This is a genomic window from Amycolatopsis sp. NPDC004772 (assembly GCF_053601215.1).
Map to the genome: position 1 here is coordinate 13,034 of NZ_JBSGBK010000057.1, position 25,174 is coordinate 38,207.

Here is a 25,174-nt window from a genome sequence, read left to right on the forward strand (position 1 = left end):
TGCCGCTAACCTGGCATCCTCACCCCGAGCGGAAGGCGCCGAAGATGTCGCTCGACCAGGATCTGCAGCCGGTCTCGCCCCGCGACCGGGCCGACGCGGTGTACCGGCGGCTCTTCGGCTGGTCGGTGCAGTGGCGCGGGAGCCAGCCGTTCCTGTCGCTGGAGAACGGCATTTGCGCCGCGACGCTGCCGAAGCTGAGCGCCGCCCCGGTGCTGGCGCGGCTCGCCGCCAACGGCTGCCAGGGCCCGGCCGTGGTCATCGCGACCCAGCAGGGCCAACGGGTGGCGATCCTGGCGGAGACCGACGGCCTCATCCCGCCGCAGTTCGAACTCCCCCGTGCCGTCGAGGTGCTCGCATGGGGCACGCTGCTCCCCCTGCCCCTCGACCCCCGGCGCGGCACGCCGGGCGCCGAGTGGCTGGTCGCCCCGGATCCGCAGCGCCGGTGGCTCCCCAGCCTGGACGCCGTGCTCGCCGGCCTCCACCGGCAGTAACGCGCCAGGCGCTCAAGGAACGCTCAAGCCTCGGCAGGCGTTCGGGAAACGCCAAGCTGGCCACCCGCCGCCGGAACTCCGCGAGCGCCAACCCTCTCAGGACTCGGCAGACTCTCAGGAAACGCCAAGCGGGCCACCCGCGCGCCGGAGCTCCGCGACCGCCAACCCGCTCAAGCCTCACCACGCCCTCGGGAAACCCCGAGCGGACCACCCGCAAGCACCCGCGAGCCGAAACTCCGCGAGCGCCAACCCGCCCAAGCCTCACCACACCCTCAGGAAAGCCCGAGCGGACCACCCGCAAGCACCCGCGAGCCGAAACTCCACGACCGCCAACCCACCCAAGCCTCACCACGCCCACAGGAAACCCCGAGCGGACCGCCCGCAAGCACCCGCGCGCCGGAACTCCGCGGGCGCGTGTTGCGGCAGGCCGGGGCGGAGGTGGACCTGCGCATCGACCCGGGCACCGAGCACGTCATCACCGGCGAAGCCTGCGCGACGGCCACCGAACTGCTCGACGCGGCAGCGGCGCGGGAGGGCCAGACGCGGCAAGCGGTTCTCGACGGTGACCGGGTCGCGCTCAGTCCCCGGTGTCCCGGCCGGCCAGTTCCGCCGCGCCGAAGGAAACATCGAAGCGGTCGCACCACAGGCTCACGCTGCGGTAACCGGCCAAGTCGGTCCCGGCCGGCAGCGGGTAGTTCTGGTTTCCCTTGTTGCCCTTGAGCTTGCCCGCGTCGAGGTGCTTGCCGTCGTCGAAGACGGCCCAGCCGTCCTTGCCCGGCTTCACCGGCGCGTCGGTGAGCCAGACGTGCACGTCCGGGCCGCTGCTCGTCTCGAGGTTTTCCAGGCGCAGCACCAGCGATCCGTCGGCCGCACGCAGGATGCGGACGGTTCCGGCGGTCCGGTGCTCGTGGCTGATCAGCTTGCCGGTTGCGAGGTCCGCGGGCTCCGCCGGGCGAGACGGCACGGAAGCCGACGGCGAGGAAACCGGCGGCGAGGAAACCGGCGGCACGGACACCGTCGCCGGTGCGGCGGCGGGCTCGGGCAGGGCTTCCTGCACCGTTTCGTCCACCCAGAGCTGCCAGGGCTGGAACCAGTACAGGCCCGCGGCGACCGCGACGAGCCCCGCCACCAGCACGCCGATGAACCAGGGCCGCCCGAATACCCGCCGGGTGCGGTTCATCTCGCTCTCCTCCACGTCGTCGGTCGCCCCTCATTCAACGGGAAGAATGGCCCGGCCCGCGCTCCGAGCACGGTTACCGATCCCTTACGGCGAACTAATTGCCGGCTTCATCCGGGGCGTCCGCGGGCGGGTGCAGTTTGCGGAACTCGGCCAGGAGCATGCTGCGGCGTTCCGGCGCCAGCACCCCCGGCGATTCGTCGGGCAGGTCGCCGAGCGTGGTGATCGTCCGGCGGAACTGGTCGATGTAGCTCCCGCAGCCTTCGCAGATGGCGACGTGGTCGACCAGACGGCGCTCCGTGGCCGGATCGAGCTCGCCGTCGAGGAAGGCCGAGACCAGCTCGACCAGCTCCTGACATGTCATCTTCTTCATGTCGACCACCCGTTCAGACTACCTGTCCGACCTTCCTCGGCACTGCCGTGCAACCAAGAGCTACGGACATACAGTGTCGGAGGGTCGCGCAGCGTTACACCGCGCACGAGGATCGCGGTGCGGCCCCCCTCGGCGACGTGCCGTCACGGTGCGATCGCGTCCGGGTCGTCGGCCGCCGGTGCGGGCGTCAGGTAGTCTTCGAGCCGCTGCCGGACCGCCGCCCTCGCCCGGTGCAGCAGAACCCGCTGGTTCGCCGCCGAAATCTCCAGCATTGCGCAGACCTCTTCGGACGTGCACCCCTCGACATCGCGCAGCGTGAGCACGATCTGCTGCCGCTCGGGCAATTCCGTCAGCGCCGACGACACTTCATTTCTGATTTCCGTCGCCATTGCTTCCTGTTCCGGCGTCGGCCACGCGGCCGGATAGGCCCACCAATCGCCGGGGTACGGATCGGTGGAACCGCGGAAACGGGACGGGTCGACCGTCGGACCGAAGTCCTCGGCCAGGACCACACTGCTCCAGGGGACGGTACGCCTTTCTTGGGTACTACGCCGTTTGGCGGCGTTCACGAGAATCCGGAAGACCCACGTCTTCAACGATGAGCGGCCCTCGAAGTCGCCGATTCCGCGCACCACGGCCAGCCAGGTGTCCTGGACCAGCTCGTGCGCCGAATCGTTGGTGCTGACGAAGGATCGCGCCACGCGCAGGAGTTTTCCCGACCACGCGTCGAGAAGGAGCGCATACGCCGTTTCGTCGCCACCCCTGAGCCGGGCGACGAGTTCGGCATCGGACGGGAGCGGTTGTGCTCCCCCAGTAATTCCTCCCACGGGCCGAGGGTAGCTCAAGACATGGGAGGGCGCAGACAATAGAGCAGCGCATTGATCAACGGAACAGAGCGTATTCGAAAACGCTCGGAACGGCGGTTGCGGCGGCGAAAACCGGGCGGCCCGTCACATCAGGTGACGGCGGGTGTGACGGCAGTGCGACTCCGCGGTCACGGCGAGTCGTGCAGGGTCGGCCCGATGGTCTTCCCTTCTACCGAGGACGCCACGATGCCTGACCTCATCGCCGTCGAGCCGGGCGGCCCGGAATGCGGCTGCGAACTGGTGGCCGTCCTCGGGGAGCGGGACCGGCTGCTGGTACCGCACCGCTGCGGGGACGACTTCCTCGGCTACCTCGGCGACCTGCTCGGGTCGCGGCTGAGCGCCGGCAACCTGGTCGTGACCGGGCCCGCGCTGGACGACGGCCGGGCGGCGGCCGAACTCCGCGCCGGCGACCTCGGCGCGCGACGGCTGGTCCCGTACCGCCCCGGCCGCGGCGTCCTGGCCCTCGCCGACGACCTCGGCCTCCCCCTCGCCGGGGTCGGCGGGGACACCGACGCCGCGTGCCGCCGGTTCCTCCGGTTCGGTGGCGCCGAGGCGCTCGACGGACCCGCCGGGCTGCACCTGCTGGCCGGCGCGGTCGGCGCTCCGCTCGCGCCGGGCCGGCCGGTCGCCACCGAGCACGGCCTCTGCTCGGCGGTGCGGGCGCTGCTGCCCGTCGCGGGGCGCGTGCTCGTCCGGCGGGATTCCGGCCGGGGCGAGGGGCTGGTGGTGACGGTGCACGACGAGATCCGCGACGAACGGCACCCGATCGTGCGGGTGCCCGGCGACGACTGCGACTTCGCCTTCCTCGCCGCCGAACTGTGGCCGCTGCTGAGCGACCACGGCGGCGCGGACGTGCTCGTCGAGGTGCATCGCCGGGTCCTGCGCGCCCACGTCGCGGAATTCTGGGTGCCCGGGCCCGCCGGTCCGCCCGAGCTGCTGGGCATCGCCGAGCGGCGGCCCGGGGTCGCGGGCCTCGAAGTGCCCGGCGGGAACCTGACCGCGGCCCTGCGCGCCGAGCTGACCTCGCACAGCGTGGACGTCGCGGCCGAGGCGGGCCGGCGGGGGTACGCCGGTGCGCTGCGCGTCGACTCGGTGGTGACCGGGGACGGGTGGTTCGTCAGCGGGGTGCGGGCGGGCGCCGGCCGGCACGGCCCGGTCGCGCGGCTCGCCCGGGCGCTGGCCGGGCCGGACCACGCCCGGGACCGGGTGCTGCTCACCCGCGCGGGCATCAAGGTGCGCGATTTCCCGACGGCCGTCGCGGCGCTCGAGATCGCCGAGGTGGCCTACGACCGGCCGGCCCGGACCGGGGTGGCCGTCACCGTCGACGCCACGGCGTGCCGCGGCGAAATCGGCTGGCTGGTCGCCGGGCGCGACGCGGCGCACGCGGCCCGGCTGGAGCAGCGGGCGCTCGCGGCGCTGCGGATGACGTGGAGCTGCGCCGAGTGACGGTCGTGTGACGCCGCAGCGCGGAGGGTGGAACCATGGACACAGCAATCGGTACGCGCCCGGGGACGCGGTCCCCGGCCGGGCTCGGCCCGGCCGGGCTGCTGACCGTGCTGAGCGGCGCCGGTCTGTCGATCGTCGACTTCTTCATCGTCAACGTCGCCTTGCCGACCATCGACCGCACCCTGCACGCGACACCCGTCGTGCTGCAGCTGGTCGTCGCGGCCTACGGGATCGCCTACGCCACCCTGCTGGTGCTGGGCGGCCGGCTCGGCGACCACTTCGGCCGGCGGCGGCTGTTCGCCGTCGGCCTCGGCCTGTTCACCCTCACCTCGCTCGCCGGCGGCCTCGCGCCGACGGCCGGCCTGCTGGTGGCGGCCCGGGCCGCGCAAGGCGCGTCGGCGGCGCTGATGGTGCCGCAGGTGCTGTCGATCATCCAGGCCACCACCGCCGGCGAGCGGCGGTCGAAGGCGCTGGGCTGGTGGGGAGCCACTTCGGGGCTGGCCATGTGCGTCGGCCAGCTGGCGGGCGGCCTCCTGGTGACGGCCGACCTCGGCGGCCTGACCTGGCGGCCCATCTTCCTGGTGAACGTGCCGATCGGGCTGGTCTGCCTGCTCGCGCTCCGGCGGACCGTGCCGGAAAGCCGCTCGGAGCGCCCGCTCGGCCTCGACCGGGCCGGCACCCCGTTGTTCGGTGCGCTGGTGCTGGCGGTCCTGGTGCCGCTGATGGCCGGCCGCGTGCTGGGCTGGCCGTGGTGGACGTGGCTGTCGCTGGGCGCCGCCCCGGTGCTCGCGGTGCTGTTCGCCCGCACGCAGCGGCGGGCCGAGCGGCAGGACGCCACCCCGTTGCTGCCGCCGTCCCTGCTCGCGCTGCCCAGCATGCGACGCGGACTGGCGCTCAGTGCGCCGTTTTTCGCCGGCTTCGGCGCTTTCCTGTTCGTGTACGCGCTGACGCTGCAGGACGGCCTCCGGTTCAGCGCCGCGGGGGCCGGCCTCGCGATCACCCCGATGGCGGTCGGGTTCCTGGTGGCCTCGCTGGTGAGCAGCAGGTTGACGGTCCACATCGGACACCGGGTGGTGACGACGGGCGCGCTCGCCCAGGCGGCCGGGATCGCCGTCCTCATCGGCACGGTCCTGCTCGCCTGGCCGCACGTGCCGATCCTCGCCCTGGTCCCGGGCATGGCCCTCGCGGGCTTCGGCCAGGGCCTGACGATGACGACGATGTTCCGCGTCGTCCTGTCCCGAGTGCCGGCCACCCAGGCCGGCGCCGGGAGCGGCGTGCTGGTGACCGTGCAACAGGTGTCGGTGGCCGCGGGCGTGGCGACGCTCGGCAGCTCGTACCTGTGGCTGGCGGAGCCCGGAGTCCTCGGCATCCGCGACGCCTTCGCGGGCGTGATGGCGGTGCAGGTCTTGGTCGCCTTGGTCATCTTCGCGGCCGGACGCAAACTCCCCGACCCGCGCGGCTGACCCACCACAGGCGACAGACCCCTCACACCCCCAACGTCGCCGAGTGCAGCGAAAGCCCGAAGGTCGCCGCAAGCCGCTCCGCTTCGCGGTCGAAGCCCACACGAAACGCCTTGCCCTTCTCCTCCCGGACGGCGAACCGGCCCTCCACGGCCAAGCCGCCATCGGTCGCCGTGCAGCAGACCCAGCCCACCGCGCGGTCGCCGGTCAGCATCGGCAGGGCGTAGTACCCGAACCTGCGGGCCGCGGCCGGTGTGTACGCCTCGAAGCGGTACGGCCAGCCCCACAGGAGCTCGAAGCGGCGGCGGTCCCAGACCACCGGGTCGAACGGGGCGAGGAACCGGACCCTCGGCGGTACCGGCGTTTCCGGGACGATCGCCTCGGCCGGCCAGGCCCACGCGCATCCGGCCACCACTTCGACGACGAGTTCCCCCGACGCCACCAGGGCGTCGACCGCCGCCGAGGCGTCGATTCCGCCTCGGCGGCGCAGCTGCACCAGTGCGCTTCGCAACGTGGGCAACGGAACCGGCATCAGCAACCGCGCCAGGTACCCGGTCAGCGCGAGCGCCGGGTCGCCCGTCGAGGACACCGGTGCCGCGGGACCGTAGAGCTTCACGCCGTTGCGGCGCCCGGCGACCCGGACCAGCCAGTGCCGGTGCAGCTCGTCGAGCGCGTGCGTGGTGGCCGTCGACGTGCCGCCCCAGAGGTTCTCCACCCGCGCGTCGCCCAGGCGGGCCGCGACCTCCCGAGGGTGGACGACCCCCGTCTCGCCGACCAGCGCCAGGACGTCCGCGGCCACGCCCGAGGGCCGGTACGCGAACTCCGGGCGGCCGCGGGGGTCGGCCAGCGCCCGCAGCCGCGGGGTCATCGCGCCGTAGACGTGCAGGTAGCCCTCGTCCAGGCCGAGCCGGTCGTACGCCCGCTCGAGAGCGCCCTCGCGGTAGCCGCGCACCCGGTGGCGCAGGATCAGGTCCTGGGCGCGGCCCGGGCGGCGGATCGGGTCGTACTGCACGAACTCCAGCGCCTCGACGGCGGCGGTCAGCGCCCCCGGATCACCCAGGGTCGCGTGCACCGCCGCCGCCCGCAGGCGCCGGAGCCGGCCGGTTCCACTCATGAGGCGATCATGCAGCGCGCGCCGTGTCCTCGTCGTCCGGGGCGTCTTCCGGAGCCGGGGCCGGAGCCGGCGCGACGACCGAAGCGGCCGCCGGCGCACGGCGCTTGAGACGGCTCAGCAGCGGCCCGGTCATCAGCGTCGTCACCACGGCCATGATCACCATCGCGGTGAACAGCCGCGTGTCGAGCACGCCGAGGCTCAGCCCGACGTTGAGGATGACCAGCTCGGTCAGGCCGCGGGTGTTGAGCAGGATGCCGAGCGCGACCGACCGGTGCCCGTCGGCCCCGGTGAGGCGGGCCGCCCCGACCGCGCCGGCGAACTTGCTCACGCACGCGACGGCGATCACCGCGAGCACGATCACCACCCCGCGCATCCCCAGCGTCCCGAGGTCGACCGAAAGCCCGGTGACGGTGAAGAACACCGGGAGCAGCAGCAGGCTCATCTGCTCGATCCGCGCCGGCACCTCCGGCGTGCTCGCGGCGACCGCCTCCCGCGGCACCACGGCGCCGAAGAGGAACGCCCCGAACACGACGTGCAGGCCGATCACGTCGGTCGTCCACGCACACGTCAGCAACCCGGCCATCAGCACGGTGTGCACCGCGATCCGGCTGCCCGCCCACTTCCGCTCCGGCGCCAGCAGCCACTTCAGGGCCGGGCGCACCACGTACACCAGCACGAGGACGAACACCGCCGAGCCGAGCGCGATCCGGCCGAGCGGCCACGGACCGCCCACCGTGACGACGGCGACCACCACGGCCAGCACGCACCACGCGAGGAAGTCCTGCGCGGCCGCGCTGGCCAGGGCGACCGTGCCGAGCCGGCTGTGCTGGAGACCGCGCTCGGTGACGATCCGGGCCAGCACGGGGAACGCGGTGATCGACATCGCCGCGCCGAGGAACAGCGCCGGCCCGAGCGCCCCGCCCATCTTCAGCTCGTGCCGGTCGAGCCACGGGTACAGCAGCAGGGCGAGCCCGGCGCCGAGCGCGAACGGCAGCGCGACCGACACGAGCGACACCGCCGTCACCTGCTTGCCGACGCCCCGCAGCCGCGACAACCGCAGTTCGTAGCCGACGCCGAACATGAACAGCACCAGGCCCAGCTGCGAAAGCACCATCAGGTAGGGCCGGGCGGCCGGCGGGAACAGCACCGCCGTCGGGTCGCCGGGCAGCAGGCCGAGCAGGCTGGGGCCGAGCGCGATCCCGGCGACGATCTCGCCGAGCACGGCGGGCTGCCGCAGGCGCTTCGCCAGCAGGGCGAACGCGAACGCGGTCACCAGCAGCAGGCCGAGGTCGGCCAGGACGACGCCGGCCACCGCTTCGCCTCCGCCGGCGGAAGCAGCTTTGATGTGGGGAGTCACGGATTCGACCACCTTCGGGGGGAAAGCCGCCCGCGACGCCGGGGACGACCGGCACTCACTCCCGGTCGTACCGGACGCCGAGCAGGACGGCGAGGATCACGACGGCGCCGCCGGCGATGCCGTTGACACCGGGCACTTCGCCGAGGACGAGCCAGGTCCACACCGGCGTCATGGGCGCGTCGAGGACGTCGATCAGCGACGCGTCCCGGGACGGCACGCGGCCGGAGCCGAGCACCAGGAAAACGCGGCCCAGACCGAGGGTCACGATGCCGAACAGGGCCGAAACGGCGAACCCCTTCGGGTCGAACAGGTCGCGGTCCAGGAAGGGGGCCGCGAGCAGGCTGGAGAGCAGGCAGGCCAGCGCGGACGCGGCCAGCATCGGCGTGTCCCGGTGCCGGCGCGAGATCAGGATGACCCCCGCCACGCACACCGTCATCACGAAGGCCAGGCCCATGCCGGCCAGGTCGCCGCCGCTCAGGCCGCCGCCGGCCATCACGCCGACGCCGACCACCACGCCGGCGCCGGACACCCAGAACACCGGGGACGGCCGGCGCCGGAAGAAGATCAGCTGGGCCAGCCCGACGACGATCGGGATGGTCGCGTAGATGACCGACACGTTCACGACGCTGCCGAGCCGGTAGGCCCCGACCAGGCTGGTCATCCCGACGGTGAACAGACCGGCCACGGCGAGCGCGGGCCAGCGGAAGTTCTCCCGGTCGGTCATGCGCTGCTTGGTGAACAGCCGGGCCACCACCCAGATCGCGAGCGCACCGAACACCCCGCGCAGGAACAGCACGTCACCCAGGGACTGCGTCGTCGCCCGGGTGAACAACCCGATCGTGCTGAACGACGTCGCCGAGCCCAGCATCAGCAGGATGCCGACGACCCGCTCCCGGCGCACGTGCGCGTCGCCGGACTTCTCCCGCACCAACGGCTCCACGTCTGACCTCTCGTCATCCACCGGACCAACCTACGGCACCGCGCCGGCCCCGGCCGGTTTCTCCGTCCACAAAGGACATCCGGCCGGGGACGACCGCGGTGGTCAGAAGACCTGGGTCCCGCCGACGCTGTTGAGCTGCTCCGGCGCGAAGAAGGTGTGCTTCTCGAACACGGTGTCGTAGTCGCCGCGCGCGAGCGTGTCGTCGGGCAGCTTCTCCGTCGGGCGGTAGGCCCGGTGCGGTGACTTCGACGGGTCCACCGGCTCGTTCGACCGCGCGTTGTAGACGCAGTGCATCAGCGTGCGCGGCCGGCTGGTGCTGTTGGGCAGCGAGCCGTGGAGCATGTTGGCGTGGAAGAAGACCGCGTCGCCCGCCTCCATCTCGCACGGGACGACTTCCAGCCGGTCGAGGATCTGCGCGGTCCGCACCGGATCGGCCACGTGCGCGCCGCCGACGTCGACCATGTCGATCCGGCCCAGTTTGTGCGAGCCCTTGACCACCTTCAGGCAGCCGTTCTCCAGGTTGTTCGAGTCGAGCGCGACCGAGCACGTGACGGTGTTCGGGTAGACGCAGTCGTCGTACCAGTAGGCGTACCCCTGGTGCCAGTCGACCGCGCCGGGGACGTCGTCGCTCTTGCGGACGAGCTTGATGTGCCAGAAGTAGCTTTCCTCACCCAGCAGCAGGGACGTGTTGTCGACCATCCGGGCCAGGCGCGGCAGCTTGCCGGCGTAGGTGTCGTTCTGCTCGCACCAGATGGTGACCTTCCACAGTTTCCCTTCGAGGTCGGGAATGCTGGACTGCGAACCGCGGATGTCCGGGTGGCGGTCGAGCTCGTCCTGCAGCGGGCGCAGCTCGCCGGCGGAGAAGAGCCCGCGCTTGACGACGTACCCGTCTTCGTGGAACTGCGCGGCCTCGTCCGGGGTCAGCAACCGTTCGGTGGCGGCCGCCGGGGTGGCGATGGAAGTCATCTCGTGTCTCCTTCGGTTGTCTCACTCGAGGTGTTCGGCGAGCCGGGTGACGTGCGGCGAGCGCAGCATCGAGAAGTGATCACCCGGGATGCGGACTACGGCAACGGAAGTACCTCCCAACTTCTCTTCGGCTTCGGCGGCCAGCGCGGCCGCGCGGCCGGGTCCGAGACCGACGCCGGTGGCGGTCTCGGGCACGGCGACGACGATCGGGCAGCCGAGCTCGCCGACGACCTGCGGCGAGCGGGCGATCTCGCAGTTGACCCGGTAGCTCTCCCAGGCCTCGGCCCGGCTGTCCCCGGACAGGCGGCCCGCGCCGCCGCCCAGCTCCAGCAGGCGCGTGAATTCCGCTTCACCGGCGGGTTCGACGGCGGCTTCGGCGGCCGCGGCGACGGGCTCGCCGTCGACGGCCACGAACCGCCGCAGGGTCCGCCCCCGGCGCTTGAGCTCGACGGCCAGCGAGCAGGCGACCATCACCCCGAACGAGTGACCGGCGAGGGTGATCTCGCCCTCCGGCTGCACCGACTCGACCCGATCGGCCAGGTCGCCGGCCACCGCCACGACGTCGGTCCGGCCCGCCGCCCCCGCCTCGCGGGTCGGCGAAGATAGCGTGACCAGCCCGCCCGGCGTCGTCAGCGCGCTCTCCAGGTCGGGCGCGCCGTCGAGCCGCCCGAAGATGCCGGAAACGTAGAACACCGGGTCCGTGGCCACCGGTTCGGTGGCCGCCGGGGCGACCCGCGGCCGGACGGCGTCCGCGGCCGCGGCCAGGGTCGGCGCGTCGGACAGGTCGTTCAGCGGCACCCGGACCCCGCTCCGGCGCTCGATGAGCGCGCGGACCTCGATCAGGGTCAGGGAGTCGACGCCGTTGTCGGCCAGCGACCGGTCCGCGGCCAGCTCGCCGGGCGCCACCCCGAGCACGGACGCCACCGCCGCGGTGACGAGCTCGCCGTCGGGCGCGGTTTCACCGGCCGGGGCCGCGCTCGTGCTTTCCGGCGCGTCCGGAGTGGCCGCCGGGCGGGGCAGGGCGGGCAGCAAGGCGGTGTGGAACGGGTGCCGGCGCAGGACGGGCGCGCTCAGGTCGGCCGCGATGCCGGGCTCCCCGGTCCGGCAGGCCCGGTCGAGCTCGGGCAGCAGGACGGCCGCGGGCAACGGGTTCTCCCCCGCCCGGCGCAAGGCCGTGTTCAGCCCGCGCCGGGCGGTGACGCCGACGCCGTCCCACGGCCCCCACTGCACCGCCACGACGTCCGGGGCCGCGGCGAGGCCGTCCAGGTAGGCGCAGGCCATGCCGTGCGCGGCCTGGCCGGCGTTGCCGAGCAGGACGCTGGTGGAGCTGAACAGCACGAACCGGGCGGCGGTGCCGGCGAAGGCGGTCCGGAGGTGGTGGCTCCCGCGGACCTTGGGCCGCAGCACGGCTTCGAGGTCTTCGGCGCCGACGGTGTCGATCGTGCCGTCGCGCAGCACCGCGGCGAGGTTGAGCACCAGCGGCTTCGCCGAGTCCGCCAGCACCCGCTCGGCCACCGCGCGGACGTCGGCCTCGTCGCCGACGTCGGCCGGCAGGTAATGGACCTGGACACCGGTGTCCGCGAGCCGGGCGGCGAACCGTTCGGTGCCGGAGTCGAGGACCGACCGGCCGGCCAGCCACACCCGGCCGGTGCCGTGGTTCGTGACGAACCATTCGGTGACGGCGTGGGCGAGGTCGCTCGCGCCGCCGAACACCACCAGGGCGTCGTGGTCGAGGGGCGCGCCGGCCGGAGCGGGACCGGCGGGTTCGACCGCGGGCAGCAGCAGCGTGCCGTCGCAGATCCGTGCGGCGACGTGTGCGCCGCGGTGCGTCAGCAGAGTCTTCACCTGCCGGACGGTCTCGGCGGCCGGGCCGTGCCCGTCGACCGCCAGGGCGAGGGTCCGGACCCGGCGGTCTTCCGAGGCCGCGACCCGGGCCAGTGCCGCGGCCATCGCCCCGGCCGGCCCCGCGGCGGCCCCGTCCGGGGTGCCGAACACGAGGGTGTCCAGCCGCGGCAGCTCCTCGGCCCGCCGGACCGCCCGCAGCAGCGCGGCGGCGAACCACCCGGCCGTGTCCGCGTCCGGCTCGGCCGGCTCGAACCGCAGCACGGCCGTGCGTGCCGACGCAGGCAGCAGTTCCCCGACGTCCGCGCCGGTCGCGACGTCGACGACGACCGGCTCGTCCCGGTCCGCCGGGCGCGGGTTGGCGCAGACGAACAGCCCTTCGTCGGCGACGGTGTCCCCGGCGGGCAGCCCGCCGCACGCCCGGAGCACGTCGACCCGGCCGAACCGGCTGTCCAGCAGGGCCCGCCAGTGTTCTTCGGGCAGCAGCGGGTGGTCCGCCCGGACGTCGTCGTCGAAGGACCACCAGCTGTCGAGCAGCCCGAAGGTCAGGTCCACCCAGGCCAGCGCCTTGAGGTCTTCGACCAGCAGGACCATCCCGTGCGGCGCGAGGCGCCCGGCGAGCCGGTCCAGCGTGGCGCCGACGTCCCGGGTGGCGTGCACGACGTCCACCGCGACCACGACGTCGAAGTCGTCGTCGAGCGCGCCGACCGAGGTGTCGGAGTCGAGGTCGGCGAGCGCCGTGCGGAAGCCGGGGTGCGCCCCGAACCGCTCGGCGGCGAGCCGGTTCAGCCCCTCGCTGAGGTCGGTGAAGGTGTAGTCCGCGGCCGCCCCGAGGTCGCCGAGCGCGGCGAGGACGCCTTCGGTGGTGGCGCCGGTGCCGCCGCCGACCTCAAGGACCTTCAATGGCCGGGTGGAGTGCGCGGCCGCCGCGGACGCGACCACCCCGGCCAGCGCGGAGTTGAGCCGGTTGAGCAGGAACGAGCTCTGGTAGTAGGACCGCAGCCGGGCCGCGCCGGAGCCGCCGAAGAGGATGCTTTCGCCGTCGAGGGAACCGTCGAAGAACCCCGGCAGCTGGCCGGCGCAGTTGCCGACGATGGCCCACTCGGCGTCCAGCGCGCCCTCCGGCGGCACTTCCGTGACGGCCGGGCGCGGGCGGTCGAGCAGGTTCGCGAAGGCCCGCAGGCGCCGGGTGCCGGCCGGCGTGGTCCCGGTCGCTCCGGCCAGGTACTCGCGGGCGCCCGCCGAGTCGAGGACGCGCACGGCGTGGTCTTCCAGCTGCCGGATCCGCCGCTGGTACCGCGTGACTTCGTCGTCCGGTGCGGACAGGGCGGCGTGCGCCTCCTCGAGCGCCGCGGCCACCGGGCCGGGCAGGTCGGCGCCGACCGGGACGTGCGGCCGCCACACGAGCCGGTGGGCCACCTCGCCGCCGCGGCGATCGCCCTGGAACCGGACGCCGGCGAGCTCGGCGACCACACCCCCGGTCTCGCCGGACAGGGTGCCGGAAACGGTGGCCGGCCCGTCGGGACCGACGGCGATCAGGTCGGCCGGGGCCGCGACCGCCCGCAGCCGGGCCCACGCCACGTGCGCGGGCATCCGGACGTCCGGTCCGGCCGTGGCCGCCAGGACGTCCGCGAGCTGCAGCACGCCGTCGACCGCGGCCACCTCGTCGGTGCCGATGCCGAGGCGGGTGCGGTCCCCGCGGGCTTCTTCCGGCCGCCAGTGCGCCCGCGCCGCCGCGGGGCCGGCGGTGATCCGGGCGAGGCCGCGGAAGCCGGTGCCGTAGTGCAGTCCCTGGTCTTCGAACCGCCGGTAGAGCCGGTCGGCGTCGACCGGGTCGGCGGCGCCGTCCGGGGTCTCGACCTCGCGGACCTCGTCGGTGAGCAGGGCCGCGGCGTTGCGGGTCCACGCCTGCCCGGGCCGCCGGGTCCAGAGGACGCACTCGGCGGGCGAGCCGGACCCGACCGAGATCCGGGCCTCCACGACGTCGGTCTCGGCCTCGAAGGCGATGGGCCGCTCGAAGGAGACGTCGGCCAGCAGGACGTCGGTGCCGTCCGGGCGCACCGCGCGCCCGATCCGGGCGAAGAGGCGGAGGATGCCGGCGGCCGGGACGAGCCACCGGTCGCCGACGCGGTGGCCGCCGATCCAGTCCTCATCGGACGGAGCCAGGGTGAACGGCACGTCCGGGGCGAGCACGTCGCCGAGCGGCCCGCGCCGCGGCACCGGGCCGAGCGGCCGGATTTCGGTGCGGTCGAAGGGGTAGGCGGGCAGCGGGAGCAGGCTCCCGCCGGTCACCCGGTTGAGCGCGGCCCAATCGGGCCCGCGGCCGGCGCGGTAGGCCGCCGCGGCGACCTTGCCGACGTAGCCGGGGACGGACTTCTTGAGGTCGCAGACCAGTTCCGGGGCCGGCACCGCGCCGTCGGTCGCCGCGGCGCGCACCAGGCGCGAGAGGGTGGCGGAAAAACCGAGCTCGACCACGATCGCGGGGTGCGGCGAGCGGCCGAGCACCTGCTCGGCGGCGGCGAGGAAGTCCACCGGCGAGGTCAGCTGGGTCGTCCAGTACCGCAGGCCGTCCGGTTCGCGGGTGGGGCCGTAGGCCGCGTTCGAGCCGACGAACGCCACCGCGGCGGGGTGGGCCGGGACGGGCGCGCCGCGCTCCAGCTCGCCGGCCGCCCCGGCCAGCAGCCGGCTGTGGAACGGCTTGCCGACGGGCAGCGGGGTCAGGTGGATGCCCGCCGCGGACGCGGTCCGCCGCAGGTCGTCGAGCCGGGGCCGGGGGCCGGCCAGCACGACCTGCGCCGGGCCGTTGACCGCCGCGACGTCGAGGTCGAGGTCCGCGGCCAGCGCCCGGGCCCGGTCGTGCGAGCAGCGCGCCTGGGCCATGAACCCGGCCGGGGCGGCGTCCATCAGGGTGCAGCGGGCGGCCACCAGCGTGAGCGCGTCCGGTTCGGCCAGCAGGCCCGCGCACACGGCGGCGGTGATCTCCCCCAGGCTGTGCCCGGTGACGACGTCGGGGGCGCAGCCGAACGACCGCAGCAGGTCGGCCAGCGCGAGCTGGAACGAGAACTGCAGGACCTGCTCGCGGATCGTGCACGGATCGCCGCACGCGGCCCCGTCGGTGTCCACCGGCCGCGCCGGGTCACCGGTGCGCCGTCCGACGTGCCGCTCGAACGCTTCGGGCCCGAGCCGGTCCGCGAACTCCGCGAGCAGGGCCGGGAACCGCTCGCCGAAGACCGGCCACCGGACCAGCTCGGCCACCGCGTCCCAGGAGAACCCGCTGCCCTGCCCGGGGAACGCCCAGACGGTCTCGCCGCGCACGGCGGCGGCCGGGAACTCGCGGAACGGCGGCGCGCCGGCACCGTGCACGAGCACGCCCCGGTGCTCGCCGAAGTGCTCGCGGCCGTGGGTGAGGGTGCGCACGACACTCGCCGCGGGCAGCTGGGCCGCGTCGTGGCCGAGCCGCTCGCCCAGCCGCGTCGCCAGTGCGCCGAGGGAGTCCCGGCTCCGGCCGCTGACCGGCAGGTAGAGCGGGGCGTCGCGGTCGCCCAGCGTCCCGGCGTCTTCGCTCACCCGCGGGGCCGCCGGCGAACGGAGCAGGACGTGGCAGTTCGCGCCGCCCATGCCGAACGAGCTGACGCCGCCGCGGACGGGCCGGTCGTCGGGCAGCTTGCGGCTGTCGCCGGTCACCGTGAACCGGCCGGTCCCGGTCAGGCCCGGGTGCAGGGCGGAGAAGCCGTACGTCCCGGGGTAGAGCCGGTACCGGACGGCCAGGCAGGCCTTGACGAACCCGGCGATCCCGGCGGCTTCGTCGAGGTGGCCGACGTTGCCCTTGACCGAGCCGACCAGGCACGGCGTGGCCTCGTCCGGGGCTTGCAGGCGGGACGCGAGCAGCCCGTCCCACTCGATGACGTCGCCGATCGCGGTTCCGGTGCCGTGGGCTTCCACGAAGTCGACCACGGGGTCCGAAGCGCCGACGGCGGCGTCGATCAGCCGGGTCTGCGACGCCGGGTTCGGTGCGCTGAAGCCGGCCTTCGCGGCCCCGTCGTGGTTGACGGCGCTGCCGACGACCTCGGCGTAGACCGTGTTGCCGCCGGTCCGCGCGTCGCGGGCGCGCTTGAGGACGACGACCCCGGCGCCGTTGCCGAAGACGGTCCCGTCGGCCTCGCGGTCGAACGGGCGGCACACGCCGTGGCGGCTGCGGACCGAGCCTTCGACGTACTCGTAGCCCTCCGGCTGCGGGTAGATGATCGACACGCCGCCGGCGAGCGCGAGGTCGCATTCGCCGGCCAGCAGGGCCCGGCGGGCGGTGTGCACGGCGGTGAGCGCGGTGGCGCAGGCGGCCTGCACGACGACGCTGGGGCCGGTCAGGCCGAGCCGGAAGGACACGGTCGAGGTGAGGTAGTTCCGGTCGGTGCCGAGCCGTTCGGCGAGCGTGTTGTGCTCCAGGAACGGGGTGTCGTCGTCGGCCAGCCGCCGCGGCTCGACCTCGTTGAGCAGGTAGGTGCTCAGCCCGGCGCCCGCGAACACGCCGACGTTCTTGCCCGGCAGGCCGGCCACTTCGCCGGCGTCTTCCAGCGCGGTCCAGCACAGCTCGAGGAACACCCGCACCTGCGGGTCCATCCGCCGGGCTTCGGCCGGGCTGATCCCGAAGAACGCGTGGTCGAACGCGTCGACGTCGGCCAGGTGGCCCTGGGCGCGGACGAACGTGCCGCCGTCGCCGGGAGCCGTCACCGCGGAGGTCCCGTCGAGCAGGGTGCGCCAGAAGGATTCGACGTCCGGGGCGCCGGGGAACCGGCCGGCCAGGCCGACGACGGCCACCTCGTCCGGCTCGCGGGCGGCGGCCGGCGCGGGCCGCACGTCGGCGGGCCGGGAGGCCGGCTGCGCCAGGGCCCGTTGCAGGTCCCCGATCACCGGGTGGCGGAAGAAGTCGGCGACGGACAGGCCGGGGTGGTCCCGGCCGAGCCGGGCCGCCAGGGTCATCAGGCTGATCGAGTCGAGTCCGGCGTCGAGGAACCGGGAGTGCTCGTCGACGGCCGGGTTGCCGGTGAGGTCGCGGACGGCGGCGAGCACGGCCGACCCCGCCGCGCCCGGTTCGGCGGCGGGCGCACCGGACGTCCGCTGGATGCCGGCCTCCTCGGCCAGCTTCGTGATCGCCTGGAGGTCGGGTTTGTGGTTGGCCAGCCGCGGGAGCGCGGGCACGAACCGGAGCTCGAACTCGTAGCCGTCGCCGAGGCGCTCGGCGACCCGGTCGCGGATCGCGGCCGGCTCGGGCTCGGCGGCGGAGTCCTGCCGGGTCGCCACGACGACGATCTCGGTGCCGCCGGCGGGGGTCGGGTGGTGCACGGCGACGGCGTCGGCCACGCCGGGTGCCGCGGCGGTCTCGGCCTCCAGGGCCTGCAGGTTGACGCGGAAGCCGCGGCGCTTGATGACCCGGCTGTCCCGGCCGAGGATGTGCAGCCTGCCGTCGCGGTCGGTGTAGCCGACGTCGCCGGTGACGACCGCGTCGGTGCCGCGGCGGACGACCACCGCGCCGCTGAGGGTCGGCGGCAGTTCGACGTCGTCCCCGCCGACCACCCGGACGTCGACGCCGTCGATCGGGAAGCCCGCCGCCGGGCGGTCCGGCCAGCCGGACGGCGGTCCCCCGAGCTGGTGGCTGGTGACGTCCTGGGTCTCGGACATGCCGTACTGGTTGACCAGCCGCGCCGAGGTGCGACCGAACCACTCGCGGATTTCGGGGGTGATCCGGAGCCCGCCGCCGGCGACGAGGACCTCCTTGAGCGCCGGGGTCGCCACGGCCGGTTCCACCAGCGCCGACTCGGCCACCGGCCGCAGCAGCACGGTCGGCAGGTACACCTTCTCGATGTCCGCCGCGGCCAGGAACTCCAGCAGCTTCCGGGGGTCGTCGCGGACTTCCTTGCCGGCCGCCACGAGGGTGCCGCCGCCGCACAGCGTCGCGTAGATGACGTGGTAGGCGATGTCGAACGACAGCTTGGAGAACTGGAGCATCCGCCGCGGCGAGGGGAACGTCCGCAGGTGCCAGGCGACCAGTGCGGAGAGGTCCGCGCGGGCGAACGGGATCGGCTTGGGCTGTCCGGTCGAGCCGGACGTCAGCGTGATGTAGAGCGGCCGCTCCGGACCGGCGGCCGGGCCGCGGGCCCCGGTGACGATCCGGTACGTCCCGAAGCTTCCTTCGAACGATTCCTCCGGCCCGGTGCCGCGCACCGGGGAGCCGGGCAGCCGGACGACCGCGCCGATCCCCGCCACCCCGGCCAGCGCGCGCCGGGTGGCCGCCGGGCCGCGGTCGAGCCGCAGCACGGTGGCCCCGGCCAGGTTCACCCCGAGCACGCAGGCGATCTCGGCGGGGTGCTTGCGGCCCACCACCGCGACGACGCGGTGCTCCGGCGGCAGCGTCCGGCCGAGGACGTCCGCGAGCGCCGTGGCTTCCGCCCACAGCTGCCCGTAGGACGCTGTGCCGGTGCCGGGAGCGTCGACGGCCACCGCGTCCGGCTGGGCCTCGACCACGGCGGACAGCCGCTCGAGCACGTCGAGCTCCGCCTGCGGCGCTCCCTGGCGGCCGTCGTCGCGGTGGTCCGTGTCCCCCTGCAGCCTCGCGCCCAGGTGGCCGAGCACCTCCGGACCGACCACAGTGGACTCCAGCTGCACGCGCAGCCGGCCGTCGCCGTCGCGCCAGTGGTTGAGCACCAGGGCGTACGGCGTTCTGCTGACGGCGGGCTCCGCCACCGACTCGACGAGCTCCCCGCGGTGGCCGAACAGGGTCCGGGGCACGAGCAGGACGTCGAAGGGGTGGGCGGGGTCGGCCGCGGCGCGGAACCCGTCGTCGGCCATGACGTGCTGGAACGGCACCTGCGCCAGAGCACGGGCCCGGTCGTACTCCCGCTCCGCCCACCGCGAGTCGTCGTCGTCCGCCGGCAGAACGGCGATCCCCGGGTTGCCGAAGTAGCCGAACTGCCCGGCCTGCTCCGGCGTGCCGCCGTCGAACGGGATCGCGACGAGCAGCTGCTCCCCCGGGACGAGGTGGGCGGTCGCCGCCCGCAGGCGCCGCAGGAGGTGGACTTCGTCGGGTGCACCGTCCGGCCCCGGGTCCAGGACCCCGCTCCAGCGGTGGCCGCCGGGGTCGGGCTCGACGACCCGCCGCCGCAGGTCCCCCGGGGCGGTGAGCGCCGCGGCGAGCCGGGCCACCTCCGCGCCGGCGTCCTCCGGCAGCGGCGGTTCGGTGACCAGCCGGCCGAGCTCCGGCCCGGCCGAGGCCGGCGGCCGGTCGTCGAGCCCGGCGAGGAACAGCTGCAGCGAGCGGTCGCCGTCGCACACCAGGTGGTGGAACCGGCAGCACAGGTACGTCGCTTCCGGCGTCACGACCAGGCCGGCCGACCACGGCAGTTCCCGGCCCAGATCCCACGGCTGCTCGGCGAAATCGGCGTAGAGGGCGCGCAGCCGAGCCGGGTTCGCGGCCCGCACGGTGGGCCGCACCGCGGCGAGGACGGCCTCCCGCGGCGGCAGCGACCGCCACACCGGCTCACCCGCTGCCGCGTCGACGACCGCCGACAGCAGCGGGTTCCCGGCGACGACGTCGAGGAGCCGGCGCTGCAGCTCCTCGACCCCGATCGGGGCGCTGAGCCGGGCGGCGCAGGCGATCGTCAGATCGGTGCGCCGGACGTCCATCGCCTGCATGAACCACATGCGGAGCTGGGACCGGGTGAGAGCGGTTTCCCTGTTCACGGTGCCCACTTTCGTCGTTCGTGCGCCTGCCTCGGTGTGGTCGGAAGTCTTGCCGGACCGCCGTCGCCACGGCGTCACAGCACGCACGGCGGAGTCCTACTGGTCCTTTGTGGACGGTCAGTACGCGGCGATCCCGAACGGGGGCAGCTGGCCGCCGTTCTCCGGGAGGACCACGTCGAACGCCTTGTGCTCCTCGAGGAACTTCAGTGTGCCGTCGGCGTTCACCTGGAACACCTGCAGCAGCCCGAAGTGGGAGTTGAGCTGGTACAGCCACCGGCTGTCGTGGCTGAGCGCGATGTCCAGCGTTCCGTCCTTGGGGCCCTTGTCGGTGGCCTGCGGGTGCAGCAGCGTCAGCGCCCCGGTGTCTTCGACGCGGTAGCTCGAGAGCGAGCCGCCGCCCAGCGCGTTCGAGGTGAACGCCAGCTTCCCGTCGTTGGTCGGGACGATCCAGCACGTGTCGGTGCCGCTGTTGGGCACGGCCTTGCTGATCGCCTTCAGGGTTCCGTTGCCCAGCATGGTGTAGCTGCTCGCGGTGCCCTTGCCCTTGTCGGTGTGGTTCTGCTCGCTGAACAGGACCGTGCCGTCCTTGGTGAACGCGAAGCCGAACGGGCCGGCGCCGGAGGTGTTCTGCACGGACTTGGCCCCCAGCGTCCCGTCGGGGTTGACGGCGAAGGTGTCGATGGCCCCGTTCTCGGCCGGCTGCGTGGGCAGTGTCGCGACGCGCTCGGACACGACCAGCTGCGAACCGTCCGGGGTGAACGAGACCTGCGCGCAGCCGGAGCGGCCGCCGCCGCTGAGCGGGCGGGTGGACGAGGGGATCGGGGTGAGCCTGCCCTCGACGTCGATCCGGAAGCCCGAGACCGACGGCTGGTCGCCGTGCGTGCAGTTGTCCAGGAACTGGTCGGGGAACCGGAGCACGAACCGGTCGTCGAGCTCACCGCTGTTGAGCGCGTAGAGCAGGCCGTGGTTCACCGTGAGGCTCACCGGCTTGGTCCCGCCGGAGGGCACGTTCGACACCAGCTGGAGGCCGTCGGCGGCGACCCGGAACACGCTGATCGAGTCGCTGCCCGCGTTGGCCACGTACAGCAGCTGCGCGCTGTCGAGGTTGTGCTGCGGGGAGGTCTCCCCCGCCGTGGTGCCGAGCACGATGCCGTGCGCGGAGTCCTCGAAGCTGCCGCTGCCGACGCCGCCGGTCTTGTACCGGCCGACCTCGTGCACCCGCCCGTCCTCGCTGCGCGAGAAGGCGATGACCTCGTTGGCCGTCGGATCGTTCGTCTGCACGAACACCGCGCCGCGGCGCAGGTCGAAGGGGCCACCGCCACCGGCGGCGGGGTTGCCCGCCCCGGCGAGGGAGTCCCCGGCGTCGCCGGCGGCCGTGCCGTTCTGGGCGGCCAGCGGGACCGGCAGCCCGTCCGCGCCGTCCGAGTCGTCGTTGACGACCCAGCCGACGACGAACCCGGCGGCGATCGCGATCACCGCGACCAGCGCCCCGACCACGATCGCCGGGCCGCGGCGCCGTCGCCGCGGCGGCGGGGCGGGCGGCGCGAAGCCGAGGTCCGGCCGCGGGGCGGCGCCGGGTGGCCCGGGCGGCGGCTGGGCGGGGAAGCCCTGGGTGCGGGGGCCGCGGTCGAAGCCGTGGCTTCCTCCGGCGTTGGTCGTGTTGTCCATCGTCACTCCTTTGCTGGACCGGCGGTTCCGGCCGCCTCCCCGGCCGGCGAACCGCTCAGTAGTGCGAGAATTCGGCTTGGTCGAAGGAATGCCGCTCGTCACCACGCAGCGGCGGGTTGAAGACGCTCACCAGCTCCATGTCGCCTTCGGTGCAGGCGATGAGGAAGTGCTCGTCGTGGTCGTCGAGGGCGTAGATGACGCCGGGCGCCAGGTCGAAGGTGGTGCCGTCGGCGGTGACCACCTGGCCCCGCCCGGAGATGCAGTAGCAGGCCTCCAGGTGCCTGCGGTACTGCAGCGGCGATTTCGAACCGGCTTTGACCAGCGTGTGGGCCAGGGTGAACCCCATGTTGTCGTGCTGGGTGAGAAATCGGTAGCTGAGCCCGTTCCCCCAGTCGACGCAGGTCACTTCCGCCTTGGAACGCACGATCATGACAGGGTTCCTTCCTTCGAGGTGGCCACGGCCCGCCGCTTCCCGTTCGCGGTCCGGCCGATGCGGTGTTCGACGATCTCGACGTCGCTCGGGACGGCGGTGGCCGGCAGCTTGGCGCGGCAGTACACGCGCAGCTGCAGCCCGGTGAGCCGGGTCCGCGGCCGCAACCGCACCGACGCGCTGATCCGGTGACCCTCGGCGGGGTCGGTGGTCGCGGTGACGAGCGCGTCGACCACGTCGGTGTGGCGGAGGATGACCGCCTCGACCTGCTGCAGGTTCGTCCGGACGCCGCGCACCTTCACCTGGTCGTCGCGGCGGCCGCGCGGGAACAGCCGGCCTCGCTCGTCGCGCTCGACGACGTCGCCGGTGCGGAACGGGCTTCCGATCGGCACGATCCCGCCCCGCCGCCGGTCCAGGTAGCCCCGGGCCTGGAACGGCGTCGACACCAGCAGTTCGCCCCGCCCCGCGCCGGGCACGGTTTCGCCGTCGTCACCGGCGATGGCCGCCCGCACCCCGGCGATCGGGTCACCGAGGGGCACGGCGCCGAGCGCGAGGGCCTCCTCGGCGTCCACTTCGGCCAGGAAGCTGTCGTTGGTTTCCGTGCAGCCGTAGAGGTTCCACACCCGCGCCCGCGGGAACAGCGCCGGCAACGCGGCGGCGAGACGGGGCGGCAGGACGTCGCCGGTGGAGATCGCGTGCCGCACGCCGGGCAGCGGCCGGGCCGCCGATTCGGTCAGCATCCGCAGGTGCATCGGCGACAGCTGCACGACGTCGGCGCGCTCGCACGCCTCCGCCAGGCGGGCGCCGTCGGTGGCGGCTTCGGGTGCGGCCAGCTCGGCCCGTGCCCCGGCCGCCAGCGCGGCCCAGACGTCCAGCAGGGACAGGTCGAAGTTCAGCGGCACGCAGCTGAGCGTCGCGGCGCCCGGGCCGATCCCGAACCGGGCCGAGGCCCAGCCGAAGAACCGGTCGAGCCCGGCGGTGTCGAGCACCACCGTCCGGGCCGGCCCGGTCGTGCCGGAGGTGGTCAGGAGCAGGCCGGGTGGCGCGGCGGGCCGCACGTCCGCCCGGGCCAGCCGGACGAACTCCCCGTCCCCCGCGAGCACGGCCGAGCACCCCGCCTGGCCGCACAGGTCGACGAGCGCGTCCGACCCGAGTTCGGCGGGCGGCAGCAGGACCTGCTTGCCCCCGGCCAGACAGGCCAGCACGAGGGCGACGGTCTCCGGCGACCGGCGCGGGGCCACGCAGACGGGTCCGGCGGTCCGCGCGACGGCGGGGCCGAACTCGGCGGCCAGGCGCCCCAGGGCCGCGTAGGAGACGACCCGGTCACCGGCGGACAGAGCGGGCGCCTCCGGCGTGTGGCGCGCCCACGCGGAGAAGCGGGCGAGGAAGGACGACGACGGCATGGCGGGCTCCTTCGGAGTCGGGGATCAGCAGTGCCGGTGCGAGAAGTAGTGGAGCTGCCGCATCCCGGCGGCGACGGTCGAGCCGGGTTCGAGCACGGCGCCGGCCCCCGGTTCCAGCCGGCGCCAGGTGGCACTCCCCCGCGGCAGCACGAAGGTCCCGTTGGCCGACTGCAGATCGGTGACGACGACCTGCCAGCCCCGCAGCGCGATCCGGGCGTGCCGCCGCGAGACGAGCGGATCGGCCAGCGTGACCGGATCGGCCTCCCCCGCGGCCACGGCCTCGTCGAACTCGGGCATCCGGCCGAGCACGAGGTCCCGCACCAGCGGGACGGTGGTGCCGTCGTCGAGCACGAGCACCCCCAGCTGCGGCCGCGGCCCGACATCGGGCGAGCGAGGAGCCTGCGCCATCGAGATCCCGCACACCGAGCAGTAGGAGACGGCGGGATCGTTGAAGTGATCACGAGCGCACCGCACACCGGACACGGTCGCGAAGCCGCCGGAGCGACTGTCCGTTGTGGACTCGATGGTGATGGCTTGCGCGGTATTGGTCGGTTGCGCCGGGATCGGGACGGGAGCCGCGGCCTGCGCCGGCACCGGAGCTGGCGCGGGCGCCGGAGCTGTCGACTGCCCCACTACGGCAGCCGGAGCCGCGGCTGGGACCTGCGCCGACACCGGAGCCGGTCCGGCCGCCGGAACCGAAGCCGGGCCTGTCGCCTGCTCCGCTACCGCGGCCCGAACCAGAGCCGGGGCCGTCGCCTGCTCCGCCACCGAAGCCGGGGCCGCGGCCGGGACCTGCGCCGGCGTCGGAGCTGGCGCGGGCACCGGAGCCGGAGCCGTTGCCTGCCCCGCCACCGGAGCCGAGGCCGCGGCCGGGTCCTGCGCCGGAGCTGGTGCGGGCGCCGGAGCCGGCTCGGTCGGATCCGGAGCCGGAGCCGGGGCCGCGGCCGGGTCCTGCGCCGAAGCCGGCGCGGCCGGCACCGAAGCGGGCTCGGCCGGAGCCGGGGCCGGCGCGGGTGTGTCGTCCACCGTGCCCAGATCCGTGCCGCCCAGGACCGCGCGTACGGCGTCCACCCGATCCGTGATCACCCGGTCCAGGACCGTTGCCGCGTCGCGGCCGTCGAGGTGGACGTGCCGGCCGTTGACCGTCACGATCAGCTCGGCCCCTCCGTGCACGACCGCCGCCATGCCGTTGCCGGTCGGGCCGAAGGCGCAGAGGGCCGGGAAGTCTTCGGCGTCCGCGTCGATCAGTCCCGCCACCCGGCGGCTCAGCTGCCGCGCATCGGCCTCGTCCGCCGCGATCGCGGCGACCGCGTCGAGCAGCGCGCCGATGCGGTGCTGCCGGCCGGGCACCGCTTCGCAGACCAGGGTCAGGTCACCGTAGCGGGCCAGGACTGCGTTGCCCCGCAACGGGTGCAGCCCGTCCGGGGCCGTCGCGGCCGGGTGCGGTGCGTTGTCCAGAACCGTGCTCATACCAGTCTCCCGCCGTGAAACCTCCATCGGATGAACGGCACCCGCATCGGCCCGTTCGCGAACAGCCACACCGCCAGCCAGACGACCCCGAAATGGATCAGGAACGCGCCCCACGGCACCGGGCCCGGCAGCCAGGGCAACCGCCCCCGGCCGGCCAGGACCCACACGAGGATTCCCTCCGGCACGGCGGTGAGCAGGCCGAAGAGGGTGGGCCAGTCCTTCTCCCACCGCCACTGCATGAGCAGGTGGTAGACGAACTCCCAGCCGACCCCCAGCACGGTGACGGCGCCCAGCACCACGAAGGTGGCCTGGTACCGCTGCGCCACCGGGGCGTCGATCGGCAGGATCGGCGCGAGCAGCGCGGTCAGTGCACCACCGAGGAAGATCAGCAGGAACAGCCGGGTCTGGATCCGGCCGAGCAGTGTCGGCACCACGTC

16 protein-coding genes are annotated in these 25,174 nt (G+C 74.2%); 3 read left to right on the top strand and 13 right to left on the bottom strand.

Annotation, left to right across the window (positions count from 1 at the left end):
- The first annotated feature begins 44 nt into the window (after positions 1–44).
- Positions 45–491 (top strand): glycogen operon protein GlgX, encoded by a 447-nt coding sequence (locus ACWEF6_RS28615; protein WP_449685767.1) that lies wholly within the window; start codon positions 45–47, stop codon positions 489–491.
- A gap of 577 nt (positions 492–1,068) precedes the next feature.
- Here ACWEF6_RS28615 and ACWEF6_RS28620 read toward each other — a convergent pair.
- From ACWEF6_RS28620 to ACWEF6_RS28630, 3 genes are all read right to left on the bottom strand, one after another.
- Positions 1,069–1,671, bottom strand: a complete 603-nt coding sequence (locus ACWEF6_RS28620) for a DM13 domain-containing protein (protein ID WP_449685768.1) — start codon at positions 1,669–1,671, stop codon at positions 1,069–1,071.
- A gap of 94 nt (positions 1,672–1,765) precedes the next feature.
- Positions 1,766–2,041: an anti-sigma factor family protein gene (locus ACWEF6_RS28625; RefSeq protein WP_449685769.1), complete on the bottom strand. Its 276-nt coding sequence runs from the start codon at positions 2,039–2,041 to the stop codon at positions 1,766–1,768.
- A gap of 143 nt (positions 2,042–2,184) precedes the next feature.
- Complete coding sequence (locus ACWEF6_RS28630) at positions 2,185–2,868, bottom strand: RNA polymerase sigma factor (RefSeq protein ID WP_449685792.1); 684 nt, start codon at positions 2,866–2,868, stop codon at positions 2,185–2,187.
- Between the two features lie 225 nt (positions 2,869–3,093).
- On the opposite strand from ACWEF6_RS28630, the gene ACWEF6_RS28635 reads away from it, so the two are divergent.
- Both ACWEF6_RS28635 and ACWEF6_RS28640 read left to right on the top strand, forming a co-directional pair.
- The gene (locus tag ACWEF6_RS28635) at positions 3,094–4,353 is read left to right on the top strand and encodes a peptide ligase PGM1-related protein (protein WP_449685770.1); all 1,260 of its coding nucleotides are present in this window, start codon (positions 3,094–3,096) and stop codon (positions 4,351–4,353) included.
- Positions 4,354–4,388: 35 nt separating this feature from the next.
- On the top strand, positions 4,389–5,816 hold the full coding sequence (locus ACWEF6_RS28640) for an MFS transporter (protein WP_449685771.1): 1,428 nt from the start codon (positions 4,389–4,391) through the stop codon (positions 5,814–5,816).
- Between the two features lie 22 nt (positions 5,817–5,838).
- Here ACWEF6_RS28640 and ACWEF6_RS28645 read toward each other — a convergent pair whose 3' ends face one another.
- The 10 genes from ACWEF6_RS28645 to ACWEF6_RS28690 all read right to left on the bottom strand — a co-directional run bounded on the left by ACWEF6_RS28645 (position 5,839) and on the right by ACWEF6_RS28690 (position 25,171).
- The gene (locus ACWEF6_RS28645) at positions 5,839–6,927 is read right to left on the bottom strand and encodes a DNA glycosylase AlkZ-like family protein (RefSeq protein WP_449685772.1); all 1,089 of its coding nucleotides are present in this window, start codon (positions 6,925–6,927) and stop codon (positions 5,839–5,841) included.
- 7 nt (positions 6,928–6,934) lie between these two features.
- Positions 6,935–8,284 carry a cation:proton antiporter gene (locus ACWEF6_RS28650; RefSeq protein ID WP_449685773.1) on the bottom strand — a complete coding sequence of 450 codons (1,350 nt, stop codon included), beginning with the start codon at positions 8,282–8,284 and terminating at the stop codon, positions 6,935–6,937.
- Between the two features lie 55 nt (positions 8,285–8,339).
- Positions 8,340–9,245 (bottom strand): DMT family transporter, encoded by a 906-nt coding sequence (locus ACWEF6_RS28655; protein WP_449685774.1) that lies wholly within the window; start codon positions 9,243–9,245, stop codon positions 8,340–8,342.
- An 81-nt stretch (positions 9,246–9,326) separates the two neighbouring features.
- Positions 9,327–10,190 (bottom strand): phytanoyl-CoA dioxygenase family protein, encoded by an 864-nt coding sequence (locus ACWEF6_RS28660; protein WP_449685775.1) that lies wholly within the window; start codon positions 10,188–10,190, stop codon positions 9,327–9,329.
- Between the two features lie 21 nt (positions 10,191–10,211).
- Positions 10,212–19,766 (bottom strand): beta-ketoacyl synthase N-terminal-like domain-containing protein, encoded by a 9,555-nt coding sequence (locus ACWEF6_RS28665; RefSeq protein WP_449685776.1) that lies wholly within the window; start codon positions 19,764–19,766, stop codon positions 10,212–10,214.
- Between the two features lie 117 nt (positions 19,767–19,883).
- A complete protein-coding gene (locus ACWEF6_RS28670) occupies positions 19,884–21,434 on the bottom strand; it encodes a lactonase family protein (RefSeq protein ID WP_449685777.1) in 1,551 nt (516 codons plus the stop codon).
- A 55-nt stretch (positions 21,435–21,489) separates the two neighbouring features.
- Positions 21,490–21,864, bottom strand: coding sequence for an ectoine synthase (locus ACWEF6_RS28675; RefSeq protein ID WP_449685778.1), 375 nt, complete (start codon positions 21,862–21,864; stop codon positions 21,490–21,492).
- A complete protein-coding gene (locus ACWEF6_RS28680; RefSeq protein WP_449685779.1) occupies positions 21,861–23,267 on the bottom strand; it encodes an AMP-binding protein in 1,407 nt (468 codons plus the stop codon). The genes ACWEF6_RS28675 and ACWEF6_RS28680 overlap by 4 nt, the downstream gene beginning before the upstream one ends.
- Positions 23,268–23,291: 24 nt before the next feature.
- Positions 23,292–24,737 carry an FHA domain-containing protein gene (locus ACWEF6_RS28685; RefSeq protein WP_449685780.1) on the bottom strand — a complete coding sequence of 482 codons (1,446 nt, stop codon included), beginning with the start codon at positions 24,735–24,737 and terminating at the stop codon, positions 23,292–23,294.
- Entirely contained in the window at positions 24,734–25,171 is a 438-nt protein-coding gene (locus ACWEF6_RS28690; protein ID WP_310970039.1) for a hypothetical protein, read from the bottom strand. The genes ACWEF6_RS28685 and ACWEF6_RS28690 overlap by 4 nt, the downstream gene beginning before the upstream one ends.
- Positions 25,172–25,174 lie beyond the last annotated feature (3 nt).

Excerpts from the sequence above, each read along its gene's own strand:
- ACWEF6_RS28615 (WP_449685767.1), top strand. The coding sequence starts at position 45 with ATGTCGCTCGACCAGGATCTGCAGCCGGTCTCGCCCCGCGACCGGGCC.
- ACWEF6_RS28620 (WP_449685768.1), bottom strand. The coding sequence starts at position 1,671 with ATGAACCGCACCCGGCGGGTATTCGGGCGGCCCTGGTTCATCGGCGTG.
- ACWEF6_RS28625 (WP_449685769.1), bottom strand. The coding sequence starts at position 2,041 with ATGAAGAAGATGACATGTCAGGAGCTGGTCGAGCTGGTCTCGGCCTTC.
- ACWEF6_RS28635 (WP_449685770.1), top strand. The coding sequence starts at position 3,094 with ATGCCTGACCTCATCGCCGTCGAGCCGGGCGGCCCGGAATGCGGCTGC.
- ACWEF6_RS28640 (WP_449685771.1), top strand. The coding sequence starts at position 4,389 with ATGGACACAGCAATCGGTACGCGCCCGGGGACGCGGTCCCCGGCCGGG.
- ACWEF6_RS28645 (WP_449685772.1), bottom strand. The coding sequence starts at position 6,927 with ATGAGTGGAACCGGCCGGCTCCGGCGCCTGCGGGCGGCGGCGGTGCAC.
- ACWEF6_RS28660 (WP_449685775.1), bottom strand. The coding sequence starts at position 10,190 with ATGACTTCCATCGCCACCCCGGCGGCCGCCACCGAACGGTTGCTGACC.
- ACWEF6_RS28670 (WP_449685777.1), bottom strand. The coding sequence starts at position 21,434 with ATGGACAACACGACCAACGCCGGAGGAAGCCACGGCTTCGACCGCGGC.
- ACWEF6_RS28675 (WP_449685778.1), bottom strand. The coding sequence starts at position 21,864 with ATGATCGTGCGTTCCAAGGCGGAAGTGACCTGCGTCGACTGGGGGAAC.
- ACWEF6_RS28680 (WP_449685779.1), bottom strand. The coding sequence starts at position 23,267 with ATGCCGTCGTCGTCCTTCCTCGCCCGCTTCTCCGCGTGGGCGCGCCAC.
- ACWEF6_RS28685 (WP_449685780.1), bottom strand. The coding sequence starts at position 24,737 with ATGAGCACGGTTCTGGACAACGCACCGCACCCGGCCGCGACGGCCCCG.